The sequence below is a fragment of the Streptomyces sp. NPDC048258 genome, from assembly GCF_043201995.1.
In the GTDB taxonomy this organism is placed as follows: domain Bacteria; phylum Actinomycetota; class Actinomycetes; order Streptomycetales; family Streptomycetaceae; genus Streptomyces.
Window position 1 is genome coordinate 1 of sequence record NZ_JBICZH010000003.1, and the last position, 19427, is coordinate 19427.

17 protein-coding genes are annotated in these 19427 nt (G+C 69.2%); 9 read left to right on the forward strand and 8 right to left on the reverse strand.

Annotation, left to right across the window (positions count from 1 at the left end):
• The first annotated feature begins 622 nt into the window (after positions 1–622).
• From ACGFYQ_RS07445 to ACGFYQ_RS07470, 6 genes are all read left to right on the forward strand, one after another.
• Positions 623–1099: a hypothetical protein gene (locus ACGFYQ_RS07445; RefSeq protein ID WP_393740961.1), complete on the forward strand. Its 477-nt coding sequence runs from the start codon at positions 623–625 to the stop codon at positions 1097–1099.
• 95 nt (positions 1100–1194) lie between these two features.
• Positions 1195–1728 (forward strand): hypothetical protein, encoded by a 534-nt coding sequence (locus ACGFYQ_RS07450; RefSeq protein WP_393740963.1) that lies wholly within the window; start codon positions 1195–1197, stop codon positions 1726–1728.
• The gene (locus ACGFYQ_RS07455) at positions 1728–3380 is read left to right on the forward strand and encodes a putative T7SS-secreted protein (RefSeq protein ID WP_393740965.1); all 1653 of its coding nucleotides are present in this window, start codon (positions 1728–1730) and stop codon (positions 3378–3380) included. The genes ACGFYQ_RS07450 and ACGFYQ_RS07455 overlap by 1 nt, the downstream gene beginning before the upstream one ends.
• Before the next feature lie 32 nt (positions 3381–3412).
• On the forward strand, positions 3413–3835 hold the full coding sequence (locus ACGFYQ_RS07460; RefSeq protein WP_393740967.1) for a DUF4279 domain-containing protein: 423 nt from the start codon (positions 3413–3415) through the stop codon (positions 3833–3835).
• Positions 3836–3860: 25 nt separating this feature from the next.
• Positions 3861–4289 carry a hypothetical protein gene (locus tag ACGFYQ_RS07465; protein WP_393740969.1) on the forward strand — a complete coding sequence of 143 codons (429 nt, stop codon included), beginning with the start codon at positions 3861–3863 and terminating at the stop codon, positions 4287–4289.
• 598 nt (positions 4290–4887) lie between these two features.
• A complete protein-coding gene (locus ACGFYQ_RS07470) occupies positions 4888–5886 on the forward strand; it encodes a hypothetical protein (RefSeq protein ID WP_393740971.1) in 999 nt (332 codons plus the stop codon).
• Between the two features lie 86 nt (positions 5887–5972).
• On the opposite strand, the gene ACGFYQ_RS07475 is transcribed toward ACGFYQ_RS07470, so the two are convergent.
• The 5 genes from ACGFYQ_RS07475 to ACGFYQ_RS07495 form a co-directional block, all read right to left on the reverse strand.
• A complete protein-coding gene (locus ACGFYQ_RS07475; protein WP_393742097.1) occupies positions 5973–7061 on the reverse strand; it encodes a serine hydrolase domain-containing protein in 1089 nt (362 codons plus the stop codon).
• Positions 7062–7111: 50 nt separating this feature from the next.
• Positions 7112–8686 carry an alpha/beta fold hydrolase gene (locus tag ACGFYQ_RS07480; RefSeq protein WP_393740973.1) on the reverse strand — a complete coding sequence of 525 codons (1575 nt, stop codon included), beginning with the start codon at positions 8684–8686 and terminating at the stop codon, positions 7112–7114.
• A 12-nt stretch (positions 8687–8698) separates the two neighbouring features.
• Positions 8699–10264 carry an alpha/beta fold hydrolase gene (locus tag ACGFYQ_RS07485; RefSeq protein ID WP_393740975.1) on the reverse strand — a complete coding sequence of 522 codons (1566 nt, stop codon included), beginning with the start codon at positions 10262–10264 and terminating at the stop codon, positions 8699–8701.
• Between the two features lie 677 nt (positions 10265–10941).
• Positions 10942–11763 carry a lipase family protein gene (locus tag ACGFYQ_RS07490; RefSeq protein WP_393740977.1) on the reverse strand — a complete coding sequence of 274 codons (822 nt, stop codon included), beginning with the start codon at positions 11761–11763 and terminating at the stop codon, positions 10942–10944.
• A gap of 439 nt (positions 11764–12202) precedes the next feature.
• Positions 12203–12400: a hypothetical protein gene (locus ACGFYQ_RS07495; RefSeq protein WP_393740979.1), complete on the reverse strand. Its 198-nt coding sequence runs from the start codon at positions 12398–12400 to the stop codon at positions 12203–12205.
• A 362-nt stretch (positions 12401–12762) separates the two neighbouring features.
• On the opposite strand from ACGFYQ_RS07495, the gene ACGFYQ_RS07500 reads away from it, so the two are divergent.
• A complete protein-coding gene (locus tag ACGFYQ_RS07500) occupies positions 12763–13200 on the forward strand; it encodes a hypothetical protein (RefSeq protein ID WP_393740981.1) in 438 nt (145 codons plus the stop codon).
• A gap of 84 nt (positions 13201–13284) precedes the next feature.
• On the opposite strand, the gene ACGFYQ_RS07505 is transcribed toward ACGFYQ_RS07500, so the two are convergent.
• Positions 13285–14451: a PP2C family protein-serine/threonine phosphatase gene (locus ACGFYQ_RS07505; protein WP_393740984.1), complete on the reverse strand. Its 1167-nt coding sequence runs from the start codon at positions 14449–14451 to the stop codon at positions 13285–13287.
• 173 nt (positions 14452–14624) lie between these two features.
• Here ACGFYQ_RS07505 and ACGFYQ_RS07510 point away from each other — a divergent pair, with 173 nt between their 5' ends.
• Both ACGFYQ_RS07510 and ACGFYQ_RS07515 read left to right on the forward strand, forming a co-directional pair.
• A complete protein-coding gene (locus ACGFYQ_RS07510; RefSeq protein ID WP_393740986.1) occupies positions 14625–17342 on the forward strand; it encodes a SpoIIE family protein phosphatase in 2718 nt (905 codons plus the stop codon).
• Between the two features lie 121 nt (positions 17343–17463).
• Positions 17464–18609 (forward strand): ABC transporter substrate-binding protein, encoded by a 1146-nt coding sequence (locus ACGFYQ_RS07515; protein ID WP_393740988.1) that lies wholly within the window; start codon positions 17464–17466, stop codon positions 18607–18609.
• Between the two features lie 57 nt (positions 18610–18666).
• On the opposite strand, the gene ACGFYQ_RS07520 is transcribed toward ACGFYQ_RS07515, so the two are convergent.
• Positions 18667–18840: a QsdR family transcriptional regulator gene (locus tag ACGFYQ_RS07520; protein WP_393742099.1), complete on the reverse strand. Its 174-nt coding sequence runs from the start codon at positions 18838–18840 to the stop codon at positions 18667–18669.
• A gap of 57 nt (positions 18841–18897) precedes the next feature.
• Positions 18898–19407, reverse strand: coding sequence for a hypothetical protein (locus tag ACGFYQ_RS07525; protein WP_393740990.1), 510 nt, complete (start codon positions 19405–19407; stop codon positions 18898–18900).
• Positions 19408–19427 lie beyond the last annotated feature (20 nt).

Genomic DNA, 19427 nt, shown 5'->3' on the forward strand with positions numbered 1-19427 from the left:
TCAGGGAGCATTCACCAGCAGTCGATGCACGCGAGGGCACACAAGCGGCGCACTTCCCAGCCAAGATCTGTTACACCACTCCGTGGGACGCCATCAAGTTGAGCATGTGCCTGACCTGCAGAAACGCCCCGTCGGGCACCGTCCTCTACTCTCGGGGAAGCAATCGAAACCGGTCGATTCCAGAGTCACTTCTCTCCGGTAACCCACTTCATGGAGAAGATCCGGGCCATACATGGACCAGAACGGTCCCCGGACCACCCCGGCTACCAGCAGATCCTGGCCACCTTGCCGGCAACCCACCACCGGGGCACGGCGCTGGCCCGCGAGTGAGGTCGGCCTCCACACCAACTTCGGCTGCCTGCCGGACCTCGCAATCTGGACCGGTGATCGCGGCCCCGGTCCCGATCCATGGCGCCGCGCGACGGGGCCTGCACTGCGCCCGGCCAAGGCTCCTTCCCCCGAACGGACAACCCCCAGGCTGCATGTGTCGGGCCCGTCCCTGACGGAAGACCGGCAAAGTTGGTCGGCTCCCTCACCGCATGCAAAAGTACATTCGATCAACGTTTGAGGGGATGTGTCACGCGGCGATAGGCGCGTGACAACGGGGTGTGGGGAGTTACGGGTGGGGTTTGACGAAGAGTGGAGCCGGCTGCGGGCAGAGGCAGCCGAACGCGCGCCCTCAGGCGCGGCGATGCCGCCAGCCGTGGTTACGGCTGCCCCTGCGGTCGAGGCTGATCCTCTTGAGGAGGCCCGGGAGGCGGCGCGGGAGCGGCTGGCGGATTTCCGTGGCCGAGTGGTGCTGGTCCCGCTCGATGAGGCGGGCGGGTTGTGGACGGCGCAACTCGGCGGTCTGGACTGGATCTACGCGTTCTGTGACGAGGAGGCGCTGGCCCGGTTCGCCGAGGCACGCGGTGAGGCGGAGCGGGAGTGGACTTACCGGCGAGGGGTCGGAGCGCGGTTGCTGGACGAGGTGGTGCCGGCGCTGGACTTCCCGTGCGGTGTCGCGTTGAACTCGGCCGGTCCTGATGGCGTCGTGTTCCCGCCGGTGTGGGGCATTGTGCCGGATGCGGTTGCGCTGGATGGGGAGGTAGCGGCGTGAGCGGGGGTGAGCCGGATCTCGATGCGTCGAAGGAAGCACTCGGAAGCATTGCGCAGGGCATCACACAGACACTGGGTGAGCTGAAGGAGATCGGGATGGTGGGCACGGCCAGCATGGGCCGGGGCTTCGCCAATCTCGCTCTGTCCACGATGGACACGGGGCACGACGGCCTGGCGTCCACCTTCAGGACGTTTTGCGAACGGTGGGAATGGGGCGTGCGCTCTCTGGTCCAGCAAGGCAACAGCTTCGCCGAGAACGTCGGCCTGTCTGCCGGTGCCTTCCACGAGCAGGACCAGTACGTCCAGGGCACCTTCAAGGTGGTGGCGAACGCGGCCATGGGCAACCCCTACGCGTCCGAGGGCGACATCACAGGTAAGGGCTGGGGTGAGGTCCTGGCCGACAACCCGTACACCCAGATCCGGGACGCGGACTACAGCAAGGAGTCCTTCGACCACGCTTCCGTTGAGAGCAAGGACGCCTGGAAGAGCGCCATCCACGATGTGAACAGCTCCGACATCCTCCTGTCGAACCAGATCATCGACGCCGCCGGCCTCCGTGACGAGATGGACCGGACCGTTGAGGGCATCGCCGGCCCGGCACCCAAGCCCGATATCGGTGGTGACCGCTGATGACCGACTTCGGCAGCCTGCTCGGCAAAGGCATCGACGCGCTCGGCGACGGTGTGGACTCCGCCAAGAAGGCCATCGGCCACGGCGTCGACATGGCAACCGAGGGCATCGGCGCGGGTCTGGACTACGTGGGCGCGCACGACTGGGCGGACAAGGTCGAGGACTTCGGCGACGATGTCGCCCACGGCCTGGGCGCGATGCCGGAAAAACGGCTCGGCCAGACCCAGCAGGCCAACGAGCTGCTCCACGGCAAGCCTGACGCGATCTGGGAGTCGGCGGCCCATCTCAAAGACTTCCAGGCAGCCTTCGACCGGGTAGGACAGGGGATGAAGGCTCTCGACTCCGGTCACTGGAAGGGAGCCGCGGCCGACGCGTTCCGCGGGAAGTTCGCGATGCATCCCACCGACTGGTTCCACGCCGCCGACGCGTGCGAGGCCGCGGGCAACGCGCTGAGCGGCTACGCGGAGACGGTGATGTGGGCTCAGCTTCAGGCCCAATCGGCCATCGAGCTCTACCGGCAGGGCAAGAAGGCGTCCAAGGACGCCGCCGACGCCTACAAGACCAGGGCCGAGGCGTACGAGGAGGCCGTCAAGGCCGGCCAGGACCCGGGCCCGTGCCCGGCGCCGGGCGCCGATCCGGGCGAGGCAGCCTGCACGCGGGCCAGGGAGATCCTCGATGAGGCGCGTCGCCAGCGCGACGATGCCGCCCGCGCCGTCGATCGGGCGATCGCCGCCGCCACGGAACATGCCCCGGCCGAGCCGTCAACGGCACGCCAGATCATGGCCGAGTTCATGGACTACGAGGGCTCCCAGGCAGTGGAGCTCACCCACGTCCTGGGCGGAGCCGTCAAAGGCACCGCCGACATCCTCAACTTCGCCCGCGGCCTCAACCCCAACGACCCCTACAACCTGACCCACCCCGCCGAGTACCAGCAGCACCTCAACATGACCCTGGCAGGCCTGGTCTCCACCGCCGCCCACCCCGAACGCGTTCCAGCAGGGCTCATCGAAAGCCTCAAGGGCGACTTCAGCGAAGGCGTCGGCCGTCTCTTCCCCGAGTTCGTCGGCCCCAAGGGCATGGGCGGAGCGCGGGCGGGGGAAAAGCTTGCCGCCCGGGAGACTCTCCCGGGCCGAACCAGCACCACCTTTGACGGTTTGGCAAGCAGAGGCTCAGGAGCACATATTCCGCCTCCCGAGGAGGTGAGACGGGCTGTCATGGAAAGCAAACCTGAAATCCTGACGCGCTCCTGGCCAGACGACGATGGCCGGTACTATGCGACTCGCGTATTGAAGGGTGGGCGGACTGACGGTGAAACCGTGCTGGCAGGTCACGGTTACATCGAGAGGGAAGCCGGAGAAATAGTGGTCCCGAAGGGCACAACAATATCGTTCTACGTGCCGCACGGTGATCGAATCCCCGGCATGAGCGGCGTAGCCGTAGAGGGTGGAACGTACCCTGGCGGAGCCGTGGAGACATTCCGCGAGGGAGATCGAATACCGAATTATACGCTCGCGCCACCAGAGGCCACGGGAGTTAACGGCTTTAGCGTCTATGAAAATTCCACAACGGTATCCCGCAGAACCATGCTCTCGGAACTCCTCGGGGAAAACATGGGGAATGTCCATTGGGCCGCCTGCCGTGAATTCAAGTAGAATGACCAAAAAAGAAAGGATGGTTGAGTACGGTGAGTTCCGGTTTGCATCGGACGGCCCGTCCGTGGGTCCTTACGAGCGTATCTCTCGTCGTCAAAAGCAATGATCTCGACCCTGACGCGGTGTCGGCACGGCTCGGCCTGCAGCCAACCGCTGTCCGTCTGCCTGGACCAGACCGCTGGGGGCCGCCGGGTGAGGTCGACGGACGGTGGCGACTCACGTGCGATGAACACACCACCCGAGATCCCGCCGAGCAGCTGGAGCAGATCGTGTCTGCGGCAGAGGGGTGCGCCTCTCAGTTGCGGTCGATGCAAGCGGAAGGCCCTGAGGTATATCTGGAGGTCTACGGTTTCGCGGACCACGGGTCACAATTCCTGGTTCCTGCTCCCCTGTTTTCCAGAATCGCCCAGCTGGGCGTTCCCTTGTCTCTCACACCCAACTTGAACTCCCGATGACCCGGAAGAAGAAATGGAGGGCGCCATGAGCATGCGTGAGAACTGGCGAGGTGTGCGCGTCGCGCTGGTGGTCGACAAGGAAGAAGTCGACGCGCACCGCGTTGCCGCGGCCGTGGAACTGGTACCGGAGCTGTTGACTGACGGCTCCCACGTCGAGTCGACGGCGGACCGCTGGACCTGGAATGTCAGCAAGGGTGAGAAGGATACGCTGGAGGTCCAGGCCTTCACCCTGGTTACCCAGATCCGCCCCAGACTGGAGAGCCTGCTGGCGCTCCAGCGAGATGGCTATGCAGTGCATGTGGACATCGCGGGCACGGCGGAAACCGGGTCGAAGATGTTCGTGTCCCCCGCTCTCCTGTCGGAGTTGGCGTCCCTGGGCACTCCGCTCACCTTCACCTGCCTTACGGAGGCGGGGGTTCCCGAGATCGACCCCCTGAGCTGGCTCGACGGGTAGGCGGCCCGTCCAGTGCACATGCTCAGGACCTCCCCAAACCTGTGCCGTGCTGTCGAATCGAACCTCTCCTTGCAGTCGCAGCGCGTTGCGTGAACCACCCACGGCGACGACGTCGCCCCGACACAAAGAAGAAGTCCCAGTGGTGACTTTCTCCGCCGACCTGCGAGTGCCCCGGTCCACGGCCGGGGCACTCCGCCTCGTTGAGGTCCCCACCACCACGCCGACCTCCGTACACCGTGTTCCCTCTGCCGTGGGAACTGGTATCGGAGCTGTTGGTTGACGGCTCTGAAGTCGAGTCGTGCCCAGCCTCACGCCAAGCCGCACACTGCGGCCTCGCCACCCGCCAAGAGGCGGTCGGCACAGCCTTGCCGACGGGGTTCCGCGGCCGACGCCGCCGGGCAACCGGCGTCCCGGGCGATCACGGCGCCCCGGCCCGAAGCCGCGGCTGGCATGCTGCTGGTGCGCAACATCATTGACACCGCCGCAACCACTTCGGTGCACGGCGACACGCCGTGCACCGAAGTGGCACGGGCGCTGTCCCGCGAACACGCCGGGGCACTTGACTTCCCCAGCCATCACCGTGAGTCCCAGCGCGACTGTGGCCGAAGCTGACTGGCTGGCACGCCTGTCCCGTCTCAAGCGCCTCCCCGTCGTCGACCACGAGGGGCACCTGGTGGGAACGGTCCGTCGGTACGCCCTACTCGATACCTTGGTCGCCGACGACGGTCTGCGCACCGAGATCGAGGCCATGGTCCGCTCCAAGGCACCGGAAGCCGCAGCCCCCGGCCGGGTCTCGGTACACGCGGGGCACGTTAGGCTCACCGGTTCCCCGGGCGGGGCCAGCGTGGCCACGTGCTTGCCGAGATCCGCAAGATCGACGGGCGACAAAAGTGACTGCTCAACTCAGCGCCGTGTGACGACATTGGTGTCGGAGCGGACGGGAGGGCTCTCACCTAGGCCCCCGCGCACCTCCGGCTCTCGCACGGGATCCTCAGAGGGGCGAGGGCTCGGCCGCCAGCCCAACAGCGGCCGGACCGCGGACGTCGGGGCGGAACTCGCGCCAGCCGACGTCACGTCCTCCCTGCGTGCGCGTCCATGTGGACGAGACCTCATGGGCGCAACCCGCCTCATAACCCGGCGCCCCTTCGGGCCCCGCGCGGCTCGTGCTGCTGCTCGGCCTCGGACTGGGCGGCCGGGGCTGCATCTGCACCACCGCCCTGCTGTCGTCGCCGGGGCCGTACTCGCGGCGGCCGGGCTGGCGCCGGCGAGCGTGCGGCTGTTCCGGGCACGGCTGGCGGGGCGGGCGGGGCAGCCGAGACCGGCCCGGTGTGCCTCCGCAGGACCCGGGTGGTGCAGGGCGGCCACCCCAATGAGTGTGGACCAAGATCCGGGCCATTCACGGACCAGCTCGCCGTCGACCACCACCAAGTCTGCCATTCTCGCTGGTCAACAAGAGTGTGTCCTGTGTACTACCAGCACACGAAGAACCTGCTGTGACCAGGAGCGCAAGAGCCAAGTCTCCGGTGCAGGGCGGGAGGTCGCAGACACGACCTCTCCGAGGTCAGCAACGCCGGGACATGATCGGGACCGATGCTGACCACTTGCTGACCTGGACCCGGACAGCACGGCGCTGACCTGCGAAAATGCACTGCGGCGGCCGGGCGGCCTCCACACGGAAACCCGTCATTTAGCCCATATATCCAGCAGTTGATTGGCCGCACGAAAATTGTCGGGCGAATCCACGTTGCACGCGACGACTACGGCAGTGTTGCGGTCCGGGCTCACCTTGAAGGTGCTGTGAAATCCCTCCCAGTCTCCGCGGTGCACCAGGCTCTTGTCGGGCAGAAGGAGGATTCCGGCCCCGTACCGCCCTTCTTCGATGCCGCGCCGGCGCAGGACGTCGCCCACGCTCACCGCTCCCTCCGTGACTCCGGCGAGCAGTTCCGTTCCACCGATGCGACCAGTGCGGTAGTTGTCGGCCCAGCGGACGAATTCCCCAGGGGTGGTTTGGACGGACCCGTCTCCGTACTGTTTCCAGGGGGAGGAATTGGGAGTGAAGGAGCGGTCCTTCTCGTCGTACGACTTTGCCTTGCCGGGAACGTCCACCGCCGGGGACAAGGTCATGCGCAGGTGCAGTGGGGTGAAGAATTCCTGTTGCAGGAAGGTCGGGAACGGCTTGCCCGTGACCCTCTCGACGACATGCGCCAGGAGGACGTAGTTGGAGTTGGAGTAGGAGAAGCGCTTGCCTGGCGCATCTTCCGGCTGTGAGGCGAGGATGGCCGCGATCGCTTCCTTCTGGCCGGCCGGATCCGTCAGCTTGATGCCCTTGGCCTCCAGCAGATCCTGGTAGTCGGCAATGCCGCTGGTGTGACGCATCAGGTCGCCCAGCGTGACGTCCCGCGTCCAGGCGGGCGGATGGTCGAGGAAGTCGGACAGGGGGTCGTCCAGAGCGAGTTGGTGCCGCCCGGCCAGCAAAAGGACGGCGTCCGCAGTGAATTGCTTGGAGTTGGATGCCATGTCGAAGACCGTCTTCGAGGTGATGGCACGCCCGGTCGTCAGATCGGCCTTCCCTCTCCCCGCCTCCCAGACGACGCTTCCCCGTGTGCCGACGGCTGCCGCACAGCCCGGAGCATCAGGAGAAGGCACCAGCTCCTGGAGAACCTCTGCGCTGCGTTTCTCGCGGTCGTCGCCGGTCGCGTATGCCTGCGGGTTTGCGACACCGGCCAGTACGACCGCGACCAGGACGCCCCCGGCGGGCCACAACGACACCATCCGATTCACGGACACCACCTTCTTTCCTGAAGTCCAGAAGCCAGGTCGTCTCAAGGAGCGATCTCGAACTCCGGGGGCTTGAGATCCTTGACGCAGGCGGTGTTCGGGGCGGTCGGGGTGTCGAAGAAGGAGGCGGTGATGGCTTGGGCGCACTTCGAGGTGGCGAACACCACGTGGGGCACGTAGGGGACCGTGACGACCGTGGCGCGGCTCAGGGTGCGGGCGACGTACGGGCCGTTGTCGGCGCCGGTCTGGGAGTCGAAGCCGCCCGACAGCACGAGGGTGGGGATGTCGCTGCGGGTGACGTCCCGGATCGAGCTGGGGGCCGCCGGGACGTTCCAGGCCTCGCAGTCCGATCGGAGGAAGGGAATCTGCGGCGCCTGGGCCAGTACCGAGGCAGGGAAGGTCGGGAACGCCTCCTGGCCGGCCCGGACGGCCTGGGCCTCGGTTTCGTACGGCACCCACTCGCTGCAGAAGACGCCGTAGGCGAGACCGTGGGAGACCCGGCCGATGGCCTGGGGGCTGAACTTGCTGCCCGCCCACTGCTCGGCGATGCCCTGCGGTTTGCCGTGGGCCAGCTCGTCGAGGGAGCGGGGGACCCCGGGGGCGACATGGGTGGCGGAGACCATCCAGTTCAGCAGCGCTCCACCGTCCAGGACAACCTTCACCGGCTTCGGGCTGTCGGGGAGCGCGACGGTGGTGGTGACCGGCTTGGCCTCCAGTTCGCGGACCAGGCGGTCGAAGGTGGCGGACACGTTCGGATATCTGCGGTTACACGCCGGCTGCTCCGCGCACGCCTTGAACAGACCGTCCAAGCCCTGCCGGGCACTGCTCCATGTCGCCGCCGCGCCTGCCCTGGCCGGCGGCAGGATGCCGTCGATGCCGACCGACCGGATGCCTTCCGGGTGCAGGCGCATGTACGCGAGCGCCAGGTGGGTTCCGTAGGAGATGCCGAAGACGTTCCACTCCTTGATGCCCAGCGCGGTGCGCAGGTCCGCGTAGTCGGCGGCGCTCTCGATGTCGTTGTAGGCCCTGAGGTCGGCCCCGCTGCCCGCCAGCTTCTCGCGGCAGGCCTTCGTCGCGTCGACGTGCTCACGCTCGGTGGAGGGCGCGTCGTAGACGAGGCCGACCGCACCTGCGTTGAACTCGTCGATGTTGCGGCAGGTGAGCGCCGGGTCGGCCGAGTACGTCCCGCGCTGGGACATGAGGATCACGTCCCGGTCGCGGTTCAGGCCGCCGTCGACCGCCCTCTTTGCCGCACCGACCGCGTCGTCGCCGGGTCCACCGGCGAGCCACACGATCGGGTCGGGATTCGGGTTGGCGGCGGCCGCAGGGACGATCGCGACGCCGAGCTTGATCGTTCGGCCGCCCGGCCTGGCGCGGTTCTCGGGCACGGTGAGCGTGCCGCAGCGGGCTCCTTCGAGTTCGGGGACCGGCTCCGGCGTCTTCGGACAGGGGCCCGGCTCGTAGCGGGCGTCGCCCACGGTGCGGGCGACCGTGCCGCTCGCTCCTCCGGGCGTCTCCTCCCGCGCGCTCGCGGGCGCCGCGAACAGGCCGGTGACGAGGATTCCGGTCGCCGCTGCGGCCGACCTGGAGCGCAACCGTCGCGCGTGCGTGCGTGACATCTGCTCTCCCGGTCACTTCGGGGTGATCGTGAACGGTTCCCACCCGAGGCCCGCCACGCAGCTTGTGTCGGGCGCGGTCGGACGGGTGAGGAAGGACGCCAGCACCTTCTGGGCGCAGGACGACTGCGGGACCACCCAGTGCCCGATGCCGGGGACCTGCACGGTGGTCGAATGGGGCAGCGTACGGGCCGTCTTCTGCGCCCAGCTCGCCCCGGTCTTCATGTCACCCGTCCCGTTGATGAAGAGCGTCGGCACCGAGCTGACGGGCGCCACCCGCATCGTGGCGGTGCGGTCCGGGACGTTCCAGACACGACACACCTGTTCCTGGAAGGCCAGTTGGGGCGCCTGGGCCAGGACCGGGCCCGGCCAGTCGGGGAACGCCTCGCGGCCCGCCTTCAGCACGTCGGACGCCGAGTGGTCCGGCACCCACTCGCTGCACACCACCGAATTCGTCAGACCGTGGGCGGTCTGGCCGGTGACCTGGACCGAGCCGGCGGCGCGGGCCCGGGCGAAGCGTTCCGGACGTCCGCGGCCGAGTTCTTCGATCGCCGCCGGGACGTCGACGAACGGAATCGCCTTGGCGACCAGCAGGTTCACCAGTGCGCCGCCGTCGAGAACGACCCTCACCGGGTCTCCGCCCTGCGGCGGCCGGACGTTCAGCGTCAGCGGCCGGGCCTCCAGCTTGCGCACCTGCTCGTTCAGGGTGCGCTCGATGTCCGGGTAACGGCTCTTGCAGCGGGGCTCCGCCGCGCAGGCCTTGTAGAGGTTCTCGAGGCCCTCCTGGGCGCCGGCCCAGGCGAAGGGCAGGGAGACGTACTGGGAAGGGGCGATGGAGTCGAGCGCCACCGCGCGGATCCCCTGGGGGTGCAGGCGCAGGTAGGTCATGGCCAGGTTGCTGCCGTAGGAGTGGCCGTAGACGTTCCACTGCTTGATGCCGAGCGCCGTGCGCAGGTCGGCGAAGTCGGCTGCGTTCTCGGTGCTGTTGTAGGCGCTCAGGTCGGTCCCGTCGGCCGTCAGGCGGGCTCGGCACTGCTTCACCGCGTCGAGCATGAGCCGTTCCGTCTGCGGTGCGTAGGAGGGGAGCCCAACGGAGGTGGCGTAGAAGCGGTCCAGCTCCGGGCAGGCGAGGTTGGGCTTGTCGTAGAGATTGCCGCGCTGGGCCATGATGATCAGTTCGCGGTCCCGGTTGAGGCCGGAGGAGACCAGGAACGGAATGTCGTCGAAGGTCTCGCCACCGGGGCCGCCCGACATGAACACCACGGGATCCTGGGCGGGCTTCGCCGAGGCGGCCGGGATGACCGCGACGGCGAGCCGGACGGTCCGGCCGCCGGGGCGGGCACGGTTCTCGGGGACCTCCAGGAATCCGCACCGGGCGGTGGCCAGCGCTTCGATCGGCTCAGGCGTCCTGGGGCAGGGACCCGGCACGAAGCGTGACGCGGCGGCCGTGCCGGGCCCGGTGACAGTGCCGGTATCGGCATTCCGTTGGGCGGCGCCCGCCGACGTCGGGCCGACTGCTGCCAGGAGGGCCAGACCGGCCCCGGCAACGGCCATCCCGTTACGGTAGCTGTGCTCTGCCATGTGATCCCGTTCCTCTGCCGATCGACGGCTGCCCGCCGGGCGACGGCGCGGCGGTATGGGCGGAACGCACGTAATCGACGTTACCGGGTGGTCCGAACACGTGCACACGGACGGCCGCCGGCCACACACCGCGCCCCTCTCGGAGGCCGGGAAATCCTCCGGCACCTACAGGGGCGGGCTCACCTCGAACGTCTGCCGGACGGGAGCGAGCACCCGACCGGGGTGTGGCTCGCCGACCTGCCCCCCTGCGAAGTCACGTGATCACTTTCGCCAGTGACTGTCAGTCAGACGCTCCAGCGGGCCGGTACCCGGCCCGACCCGCTGGAGACCGCCGGGTGGCTGGTGCCGTACCTGCTGCACGAGGCGAACGCCGCCGCCGACATCGGCTTCTTCGACTACCGGGGAGGTACTCGGTGGCCCAGGCCCGGCCCGGGCGCGTGCACTGGTGGTGGCCGCTTGGCGCGCCAACCCGAAGGGGTGGGCGGAGAAGTACCTCATGGAGCGCCTCCGGCTGGGCACTTGGCCTACCCCGGTTGGGTGAACCGCCGTCGGCCCCACCCGCTCGATGACCGACGCGTACAAGGCGCTGGTTCTGCGAAACGCCCGGCTGAAGAAGGGCAGGCCGCACGGCTGAGCTTCAAGGGCGACCAGGACTGGCCGCGCGGAGCCGGGCGGCGTCAGGCGAGGTTCTTCTCCAGCGCTGCCACGTACTGCTTGATGGGGTGGTCGCGTACGGCGTCGGCGGCCGGTGCGAGGAGGTCCGCGGTCATGCCCTTGGCCCGGTCGGTGAGTGCACCGAGCAATGGCATGGAGGAACGGATGCGGCCGGTGGAGTCGATGTAGCGCAGGGTGTTGACGTGGGTGTACGCGGGCTCGGGCGGGAGCTGGGGGACGATGTCGTTGTTGTTGACGAAGCGGTGCAGCCGGTCCTTGAAACCCTTGTTGCAGGCGGCGGCCAGCAGCCGGTCGCAGGTGCGGGGCTGGCCGAAGGTGTAGATGCCGTCCGCCTGCAGTCGCGGCTCCTCCAGGTAGAGCCGGCATCCGGCGAGCATCGCCAGGGCGCCACCGAGGCTGTGCCCGGTGAACCACACGCTCTGGTCGTGGTCGCGGAGCTCGGCGAGGGTGTCGCGGACGGAGGGGAAGACGGAGCCCAGGGCTTCACCGAAGCCGTAGTGGATGTAGCCGGTCTTGGCGGGGCCCGGCCAGGGCGGGGTGGTGGCGTCGGAGAGCCAGTCGCGGATCTGGTCCGGTTCCGTGCCCCGGAAGCCCGTGATGATCATGCGGTCGCTGGCGATGGTGTACGCCTGGGTGTCCTGCAGCGGGAAGGGCGGCGTGAAGCGGGTGTGGTGGTGGCGCACCCGGTCGAAACCCCACTCCCGGGCCTTCTGCTCGACCGTGTCCTCGTCCTTGTAGGCCAGCTCGGCGGCCTGGACCATCCAATAGGCGAGCTCAGCGCTGTATCCGCGGGCGTTGTGGTCGATCGTCGACGGTGCAGACATGAGGGCATTCCCTTCCACCGGGGAGATGGGCCACCACTTCCGGGCTGCGGGCTGCGGGCTGCGGGCTGCGGGCTGCGGGCTGCGGGCTGCGGGCTGCGGGCTGCGGAAAGGTGACTTTCGACAGGCCTGTCGTATCGGTCCGGACCGCTGCGAGATCGGCGACGCGCGTGATCTTCACCCTTGCGCAGCAGTTCACTCCCCCACTCCGCGGGTTCGTCATAGCGCGCGGGCGGTGGGCGGTACGCGATGGCTCCAGGCCGGCCGGGTGGCCGGCGAGCCGGTCCCCCGCTGCCGTGCCCGAGGTCGGCAAGCACAGTGCCCGTCCGGGACTCATGCCGTCACGATTGCCGTTGCGAGACGGAGAAGATGGTGCCGTGTCTCGCCTTCGGGTCCACGCAATCGGTGGACAGCCGTCCCTGCCGACGCCTTGGTGCTGGGCTCAGAACGTCTCGTCGTGCAGGTCCTCTTCGCGGATCAGGTCGTCCTCGCGGCGGTGCGAGGTCTCCTTCTTCCCCTGCTTCTCTCCCTGCTCGCGGGACTTGCCCGGCCGGGGGTGTGCGGGGTCTCCGCGGCGCTGGTGTTCCTGCGCCTCACGGCCCTTGCCCGGCTCCTGGCGCTTGTCCTGCTTACCGCCCATGACTGCGACTCCTTCATACGGGGGGTACGGATTCCTCCACTCTCACGCTGACATGAGCAGTCACAGTTCGCATGATTTCGATTATGTCCTCTTCGACCATGGGGAAGTGCTGGGTGAGCCGGGTACGGCCCGGGCGCGCGAAATGGTGGTGGCCGCCTGGCCGACGCGGTCGCGGTCGCGGTCCGCCGGAACCTACTGCGGGCCCGCCCCTCGCCGGCCGCCTACCGGCATCTGCGTACCGCGGCCCGAGTGGCCGGCGCCTGGGTGGACACCGAGCGCGCCGACGCCCTGGAGGTACCGAAGGCCGCCGACCAGCCCCAGAAGGCCGCTGGTACGGCGGCTCGGCACTGGTCGACGCGCTCATGGACGACGCCGACCTCGACGCAGCCGGGCAGGCCGCCTGGCAGGCCGCCTCGACGGGTACGCGGACCAGCGGCAGTGGCCGGCCGGAGTACATGGAGCGGCGGCTGAAGGAGCTGAACATCAAGCCGTCCCTGGAGGTCGCCCGGACACCCGGATCGTTCAGTGTCCGCTTCCGGCGTCCCAATCCACGCCTCCTTGCCAAGTGGTCGATGTCCGAGGTCGGCGATCACGTCCATGCGTTCGTCATGCCGTCCACCACGCGTCAGGAGATCGACGAGCTGATCTTCGACCTCCAGACGAGCGACGCCTTCGTCCCGCCGCCGACCCTCGCCGCGAACAGCCCGGAGGCCCTGCTGGCCGCCCTGCCCGCGGTGAAGCTCGCCGAGGGGGTCGTCTCCCTGGGCGCCGTCCCCATCAGCGGACGCGGTATGGAGTAGGCCCCGACGCCGTTGAACGTTCCCCGGAGATTTCCCGGGGGAGCCCGGCACTCTTCGGACGACGACAAAGATTCGCGTATCCGGTCAGCTGTCCCCGGGTCTTTCAGGACTCTCGCCGACTTCGGGCCGGTCGACGACGATGATCGCCACATCGTCCGCCAGGCGGCTCTGGGTGTGGCGGAGCAGTGCCTGGCGCAGCCCCTCCAAGAACGCCTGCCGGGTGTGGTCGCGCATGGTCACCATGGCCTCGGGCAGGTCGAAGAAGGTGTTGTCCCGGTCGCGGGCCTCGATGACCCCATCGGTGTACAACAGCAGCCGGTCCCCCGGTGCGAACGGATAGCTGTCCGTCCGCCCGGGAGGACCACTGATGAATTCCTCGAGACCGAGCGGCGGCAGGGGGGCGGTGGGCATCAAAGGCCGGACTGCGTCGTCGCGCAGCAGCATCGGCGGCGGATGGCCCCGGTTGATCACCTCCACATGATGGCTGTCCGGGATCTGGGCCACTAGCGCGGTGACGAATCCCTCCAGGAGGGTGTCGTCACCGCCGCCCACGCCCACGCCCGCGACGACGGCGTCCCGCCGCAGGGCCGCTCCACAGTGGTTGATGACCTCCACCAGGTCGCCCTCGTAGTGGACAGCCTCGCGAAATGCGCCCAGCACGACCGCGGCGGCCCGTACGGCGGGCAGTCCCTTGCCCCGGACATCCCCGACGATCATCCGGACCCCGTACCGGGTCTGGACCACGTCGTACAGATCGCCGCCGATCTGCGCGCCCCTCTCGGCCGCCAGGTACATGCTGGCCGCCCGTACGGGGCCCAGCCGGTCCGGCACCGGCCGCAGCAGGACCTCCTGGGCAGCCGTGGCGATCCGGCGGACCTGGTTGAGCTCGTTCTCCCGGCGCGTGCGCGCGGCGCGGCTCGTCATGAAGCTCGCCACCGAGACCAGCAGCAGGGCGAGGAAGTTCGTGTAGACCTGCTGGCCACCCCAGGCATGGTTGTGGGTGGCGGTGGTCACGCTGACGGCGACGGCCACCCCCGCCGCCGCGAGCGTGCCCTTGGGACCCATCGTCACCGCCGCCAGAGCGGGTGTCGCGACCAGCATGGGGCCGGTGTACACCACGTGCGCGGGCGTGAGCTCGATGAGGAGCACCAGCAGGGCGATCGCGAAGGGCACGCACTCCGCAAGGGCGAAAAGGACTTGGTGGTGCCCGCCGGCTCCCGGTCCCGGGGGCGAGCGCAAAGGCGCTCTCATGAATACAGACTGCCTCGCCCGGGCGCATGGCTGCCACTCCGGTCCACCGGCCCAGGAGAGCTCCTGCTCGGCGACCCGTTTCGCTCCCCCGCTGCCGACGGGCCACAGAGGTTGGAAGATGGAATATGAGCGACTTCCTGGAACATCTCCGGCGTCGGCTGCTCAGTTCAACCATGACCTCTTCCCCTCCCCCTCGGCCGCAGCGCCTGTCCTCCCTGCTGAGCGTGCGCAGTGTGGCCGGCGAGGTGTTCCTCGTGCAGCTGGTCGTCGTGGTGCTTCTCGTCGCCGCCGCGGTGGTGGCGCTCGTGGTGCAGGCCCAGAGCGCCGCCATGCTGGACGCCCGGCACCGTACGCTCGCCGCCGCCGGAACGTTCGCGGAATCTCCGGGAATCGTCGCGGCCCTGCGCAGCCCCCATCCGAGCGCGGTGCTGCAGCCGAGCGCGGAGGCGGCCCGGAAGATCGCCGGGGTCGACGGCATCAACGTGTACTCGCTCAACGGGGTCACCCTCACCCACAGCGACCCGGAGCAGATCGGGAAACACGTCGTCGGTCCCTTCTCCAAGGCCGCGGCCGGCAAATCCTTCACCGAGACGTTCGACGGGTCCCTGGGGCGGTCCGTGGTCTCGGTGGTCCCCGTCAAAGACCCCGAGGGCTCCGTCATCGCCGTCGTCTCCTCCCCGGTCACGGTCCAGAACGTCCAGAGCATGGTGAACCGGCAGCTGCCGGTCGTCCTCGGCAGCGCAGCCGCGGTGCTCGCCCTGTCCGCGGGCGGGACGGCTCTGGTGAGCCGTCGGCTGCTGCGCCGGACCCATGGCCTGGGGCCGGCCGAGATGACGAGGATGTACGAGCACCACGACGCGGTGCTGCACGCGGTGCGAGAGGGCGTACTGATCATCGGCGGCGGCGGACGGCTGCTGCTGGCCAATGACGAGGCGCGGCGGCTGCTGGATCTGCCGGTGGACGCGGAAGGGCTCCCCGTCACGGACCTGGGCCTGGAGGAGGGGATCGCCGATCCGATCGCATCGGGCCGTTCCGCGACCGACGAGCTGCACATGGCGGCCGATCGGCTGCTGGCGGTGAACATCCGGCCCACCGCCCCCTACGGGCAGGCCGGGACCGTCGTCACGCTGCGGGACACCACCGAGCTGCGGGCACTCTCCGGCAGGGCCGAGGTGGCCCGCGAGCGGCTGAAGTTGCTCTACGACGCGGGTGTGCAGGTCGGAACGACGCTGAACGTGGAGCGCACCGCCGAGGAACTGGCGGAGGTGGCTGTCCCGCGGTTCGCCGACGTGGTCACGGTGGACCTGCTGGACCCGGTGCTGCGCGGCGAGGAGCCGCCCGAAGCGATCACCGAGATGCGCCGGACCGCCGTCGTCGGCCTTCAGGGCGACCACCCGCTCTCCCCCGTCGGCGAGCTGATCCGGTTCGCTCCCACCGGGCCCATGGCCGCCGGACTGGCCGACGGCCGTGCGGTCCTGGAAGCGGACCTGCGCGCCACCCACCGCTGGCGGGCCCAGAACCAGGCCAACGCCCTTCAGATCCTGGACCGCGGCATCCACTCCCTGGTCGTCGTGCCCCTGCGGGCCCGGGGCGTGGTGCTGGGGATGGCCGGCTACTGGAGGGGGCAGGACTCCCCGCCGTTCGACGAGGAGGATGTGTCCTTCGCCGAGGAGCTGACCGCCCGGGCGGCACTGTCCGTCGACAATGCCCGCCGCTACACGCGCGAGCACAACATGGCCGTCACCCTGCAGCGCAGCCTGCTGCCCCGAGGCGTACCGGAACAGTCCGCCGTCGAGGTCGCGCACCGCTACCTGGCCGCCCAGGCCGGGGTGGGCGGTGACTGGTTCGATGTCATCCCGCTGCCCGGCGCCCGAGTGGCCCTGGTGGTCGGCGACGTCGTCGGCCACGGTCTGCACGCCGCCGCCACCATGGGCCGCCTGCGCACCGCCGTGTACAACTTCTCCACCCTCGACCTGCCCCCCGACGAACTCCTGAGCCACCTGGACGAGCTCGTCACCCACATCGACACCGACGAGCAGGAGTGGCAGGGGATCACCGGAGCCACCTGTCTGTGCGCCATCTACGATCCCGTCTCGGGGCAGGTGACCGCCGCCACCGCCGGGCATCCGGGCCCCGCTCTGATCCGCCCCGACGGAACCGTGTCCTTCCCCGAGGTGCCGGTTTCCCCGCCGCTGGGCCTGGGCGCGGGTATGCCCATGGAGACCATGACGGTCACCCTGCCCGAAGGCTCCCGGCTGGCACTCTTCACCGACGGGCTGATCGAGAGCCGCGACCGCGATCCGGACGCGGGCCTGGCAGCGCTGCGGGCCGCCCTGGCCGGGCCCGACCGCACCCCGGAGGAGACCTGCACCGTGGTGATCGACGCGATGCTTCCCGCCAGGCCCAGCGACGACGTCGCGCTGCTGGTGGCCCGCACCCGCCGGCTGGACCCCGAGCGGATCGCCGAGTGGGACGTGGCCCCCGACCCCGCGGCCGTGTCCCCAGTGCGCAACGCCTGCGCCCGCCGACTGGCGGACTGGGGTCTGGAGGACATCGCCTTCACCACGGAACTCATCCTCAGCGAGCTGATAACCAACGCCATCCGCTACGGCACCGAGCCCATCCGGGTGAGGCTGTTGTACGACCGCAGCCTGGTCTGCGAGGTCTCCGACGGGTCCAGCACCTCCCCGCACCTGCGTCGGGCCGAGACCACCGACGAGGGCGGCCGCGGCCTGTTCCTCGTCGCGCAGTTCGCCGAGCGCTGGGGCACCCGCTACACCGCCCGCGGCAAGATCATCTGGAGCGAGCAGGCCCTCCATGACGGGGCCGCGCCGCCCGCGATGGATCTCGGGGAGGCGCTCCTGGCCGGGTGGGACGACGAGGGGTTCTGAGAACGCGCCGGTACGGCAGCCGCGGGGAAGACAGCGGACACCACCGTCTGGGACTGCGCTGCCGAGGCCGCCGAACGTACGCTGGCCTCGATCAGTACACGACCGCCGTTATGGAGCCTTTGTGCCCGCACCCCGCCGCCGGACAGCCTCCGTCGCCGCCTTCCTGGCCCTCGCGGTTGCGCCCCTCGGCGCCTGCGGAGACGAGCCCCCCGCCGCGCCCAGAGCACCCGCGGTGGCCACCTCCGCCGCGGACGCCGGCGGGATGGCGGCACTGACCGCGGCGGCGAAGAAGGAGGGCTCGCTCAACACGATCGCGCTCCCGAGCGACTGGGCCAACTACGGCGCACTGATCGACGGCTTCGAGAAGAAGTACGGGATCAAGGTCATGGTGGAGAACCCGGAAGGTACCAGCCAGGACGAGGTCAACGCCCTGAAGGAGCACAGGGGCGAGGGCCGCGCCCCTGACGTGGTCGACGTGGGGGGCTCGTTCGCGCAGTCCGCGGCCCGGCAGGGCCTGCTCGCTCCGTACGAGGTCGCCCCGTTCGACCAGATCCCCGAGGAACAGAAGGACCCGCACGCCCGCTGGTACAACAACTACGGCGGCTACATCTCGATCGGCTGTGACGCCAAGCGCGTCAAGACCTGCCCCTCGACCTTCGCCGATCTGCGCAAGCCCGAGTACAAGGGCCAGGTCTCGCTCAACGGCGACCCCACCAAGTCCGGCTCCGCCTTCGCCGGCGTGTATGCGGCGGCCCTGGCGAACGGCGGTTCCTTCGACGACATCCAGCCCGGCATCGACTTCTTCGCCGAGCTCAGCAAGAACGGCAACTTCAACCCGGTCGAATCCACACCGGCCACGATCGCGAAGGGCCGGACCCCGATCAGCATCGACTGGGACTTCCTCAACCTCGGATACGCCGACGAATTCCGCCGGAAGGGCGTGGACGTCGACTGGCGGACCGCCATCCCGTTCGACGGCAGCTTCGCCGAGTACTACGCGAACGGGGTGAACAAGGACGCCCCGCACCCCGCGGCGGCACGTCTGTGGCAGGAGTACGTCTTCAGCCCGGAGGGCCAGAACATCCGGCTCGGCGCCTTCGCACGACCTGTCCTCATGGAGGCCATGGAGAAGGACGGCACCCTCGACAAGGCCGCCGCGGCGAAACTTCCGACGGTCGAGGGCACGCCGGCGTTTCCGACGGAGGCACAGACGGAGAAGGCGAGAGAGACCGTCAACCGCGGCTGGGCCGAGGCCGTCTCGGGCTGAGGACCGGGGGGCGATCCTGGCCGGGAGGCCACCGGGCCGCCCCCCGTAGCAACCGGTTCAGCGCAGCAGCGCGGCGACGGCGGCCGCCGGTTTGGTCGCGTCGGGTTCGTCGCCGGTGATCAGATCCGCGTACACGAACGACTCGCCGATGCGGGTGATGACGTACGCGAGGTCCGGGAGGGCCGCGCCTACGCCGAACTCGCACGTCGGCTGAGCTCGGCCGACGACCAGGTCTCGGGTTCCACGGCGGGCTGATCGCCGACCCCGCCCCTTGGCTGCGGGCGGGCGTCAGTGTCCGGCGGCAGCCTTGACCACCGCGACCGCTGTGCCGATCGCCGCGTCGATCGCGCCGGCGAGCAGCGCGAACACCGTCCCTCCGCCCATACGGACCCCGCCGTAGCACCCCCACGCGAACAAGGTGGCGACGTTGACCCCGGCTGCCGTGAGCAGGGCCGTCTCCAGGCCCATCACTCCCAGCGCCGAGAGGCCGATCAGAACGAGCGGGCCCACCGCGGACAGGAGCAGCGGACTGCTGACGAAGAGCATCGCGCGCAGTTCCCGTCCCCGTGCGAGAGCTCCGCGCGTCACACGATGGGCCTGCTGATCGGCGACCAGCGCGGCCAGCCACAGGCCCACCGAGGCGGTCACGACCGTCGCCACGGATCCGAGGACGGTCACATGGCTGCTGCCCGCGAGCCCGATGACGACGGAGATCATGGTGATCGTCGCGTAGAGCCGCTCCTTGAGCTGTGCCGTGGCCATCTCCGTGGCCATGGCGTCCGCCGCTTGTTCCGTCACACAACTCACCGTAAGGCGCG

Bases quoted from the DNA above. Each gene is read 5' to 3' on its own strand.
- ACGFYQ_RS07450 (WP_393740963.1), top strand. From the start codon at position 1,195: ATGGTGGGCACGGCCAGCATGGGCCGGGGCTTCGCCAATCTCGCTCTG.
- ACGFYQ_RS07455 (WP_393740965.1), top strand. From the start codon at position 1,728: ATGACCGACTTCGGCAGCCTGCTCGGCAAAGGCATCGACGCGCTCGGC.
- ACGFYQ_RS07465 (WP_393740969.1), top strand. From the start codon at position 3,861: ATGAGCATGCGTGAGAACTGGCGAGGTGTGCGCGTCGCGCTGGTGGTC.
- ACGFYQ_RS07475 (WP_393742097.1), bottom strand. From the start codon at position 7,061: ATGGTGTCGTTGTGGCCCGCCGGGGGCGTCCTGGTCGCGGTCGTACTG.
- ACGFYQ_RS07480 (WP_393740973.1), bottom strand. From the start codon at position 8,686: ATGTCACGCACGCACGCGCGACGGTTGCGCTCCAGGTCGGCCGCAGCG.
- ACGFYQ_RS07485 (WP_393740975.1), bottom strand. From the start codon at position 10,264: ATGGCAGAGCACAGCTACCGTAACGGGATGGCCGTTGCCGGGGCCGGT.
- ACGFYQ_RS07490 (WP_393740977.1), bottom strand. From the start codon at position 11,763: ATGTCTGCACCGTCGACGATCGACCACAACGCCCGCGGATACAGCGCT.
- ACGFYQ_RS07495 (WP_393740979.1), bottom strand. From the start codon at position 12,400: ATGGGCGGTAAGCAGGACAAGCGCCAGGAGCCGGGCAAGGGCCGTGAG.
- ACGFYQ_RS07500 (WP_393740981.1), top strand. From the start codon at position 12,763: ATGGACGACGCCGACCTCGACGCAGCCGGGCAGGCCGCCTGGCAGGCC.
- ACGFYQ_RS07505 (WP_393740984.1), bottom strand. From the start codon at position 14,451: ATGAGAGCGCCTTTGCGCTCGCCCCCGGGACCGGGAGCCGGCGGGCAC.
- ACGFYQ_RS07510 (WP_393740986.1), top strand. From the start codon at position 14,625: ATGACCTCTTCCCCTCCCCCTCGGCCGCAGCGCCTGTCCTCCCTGCTG.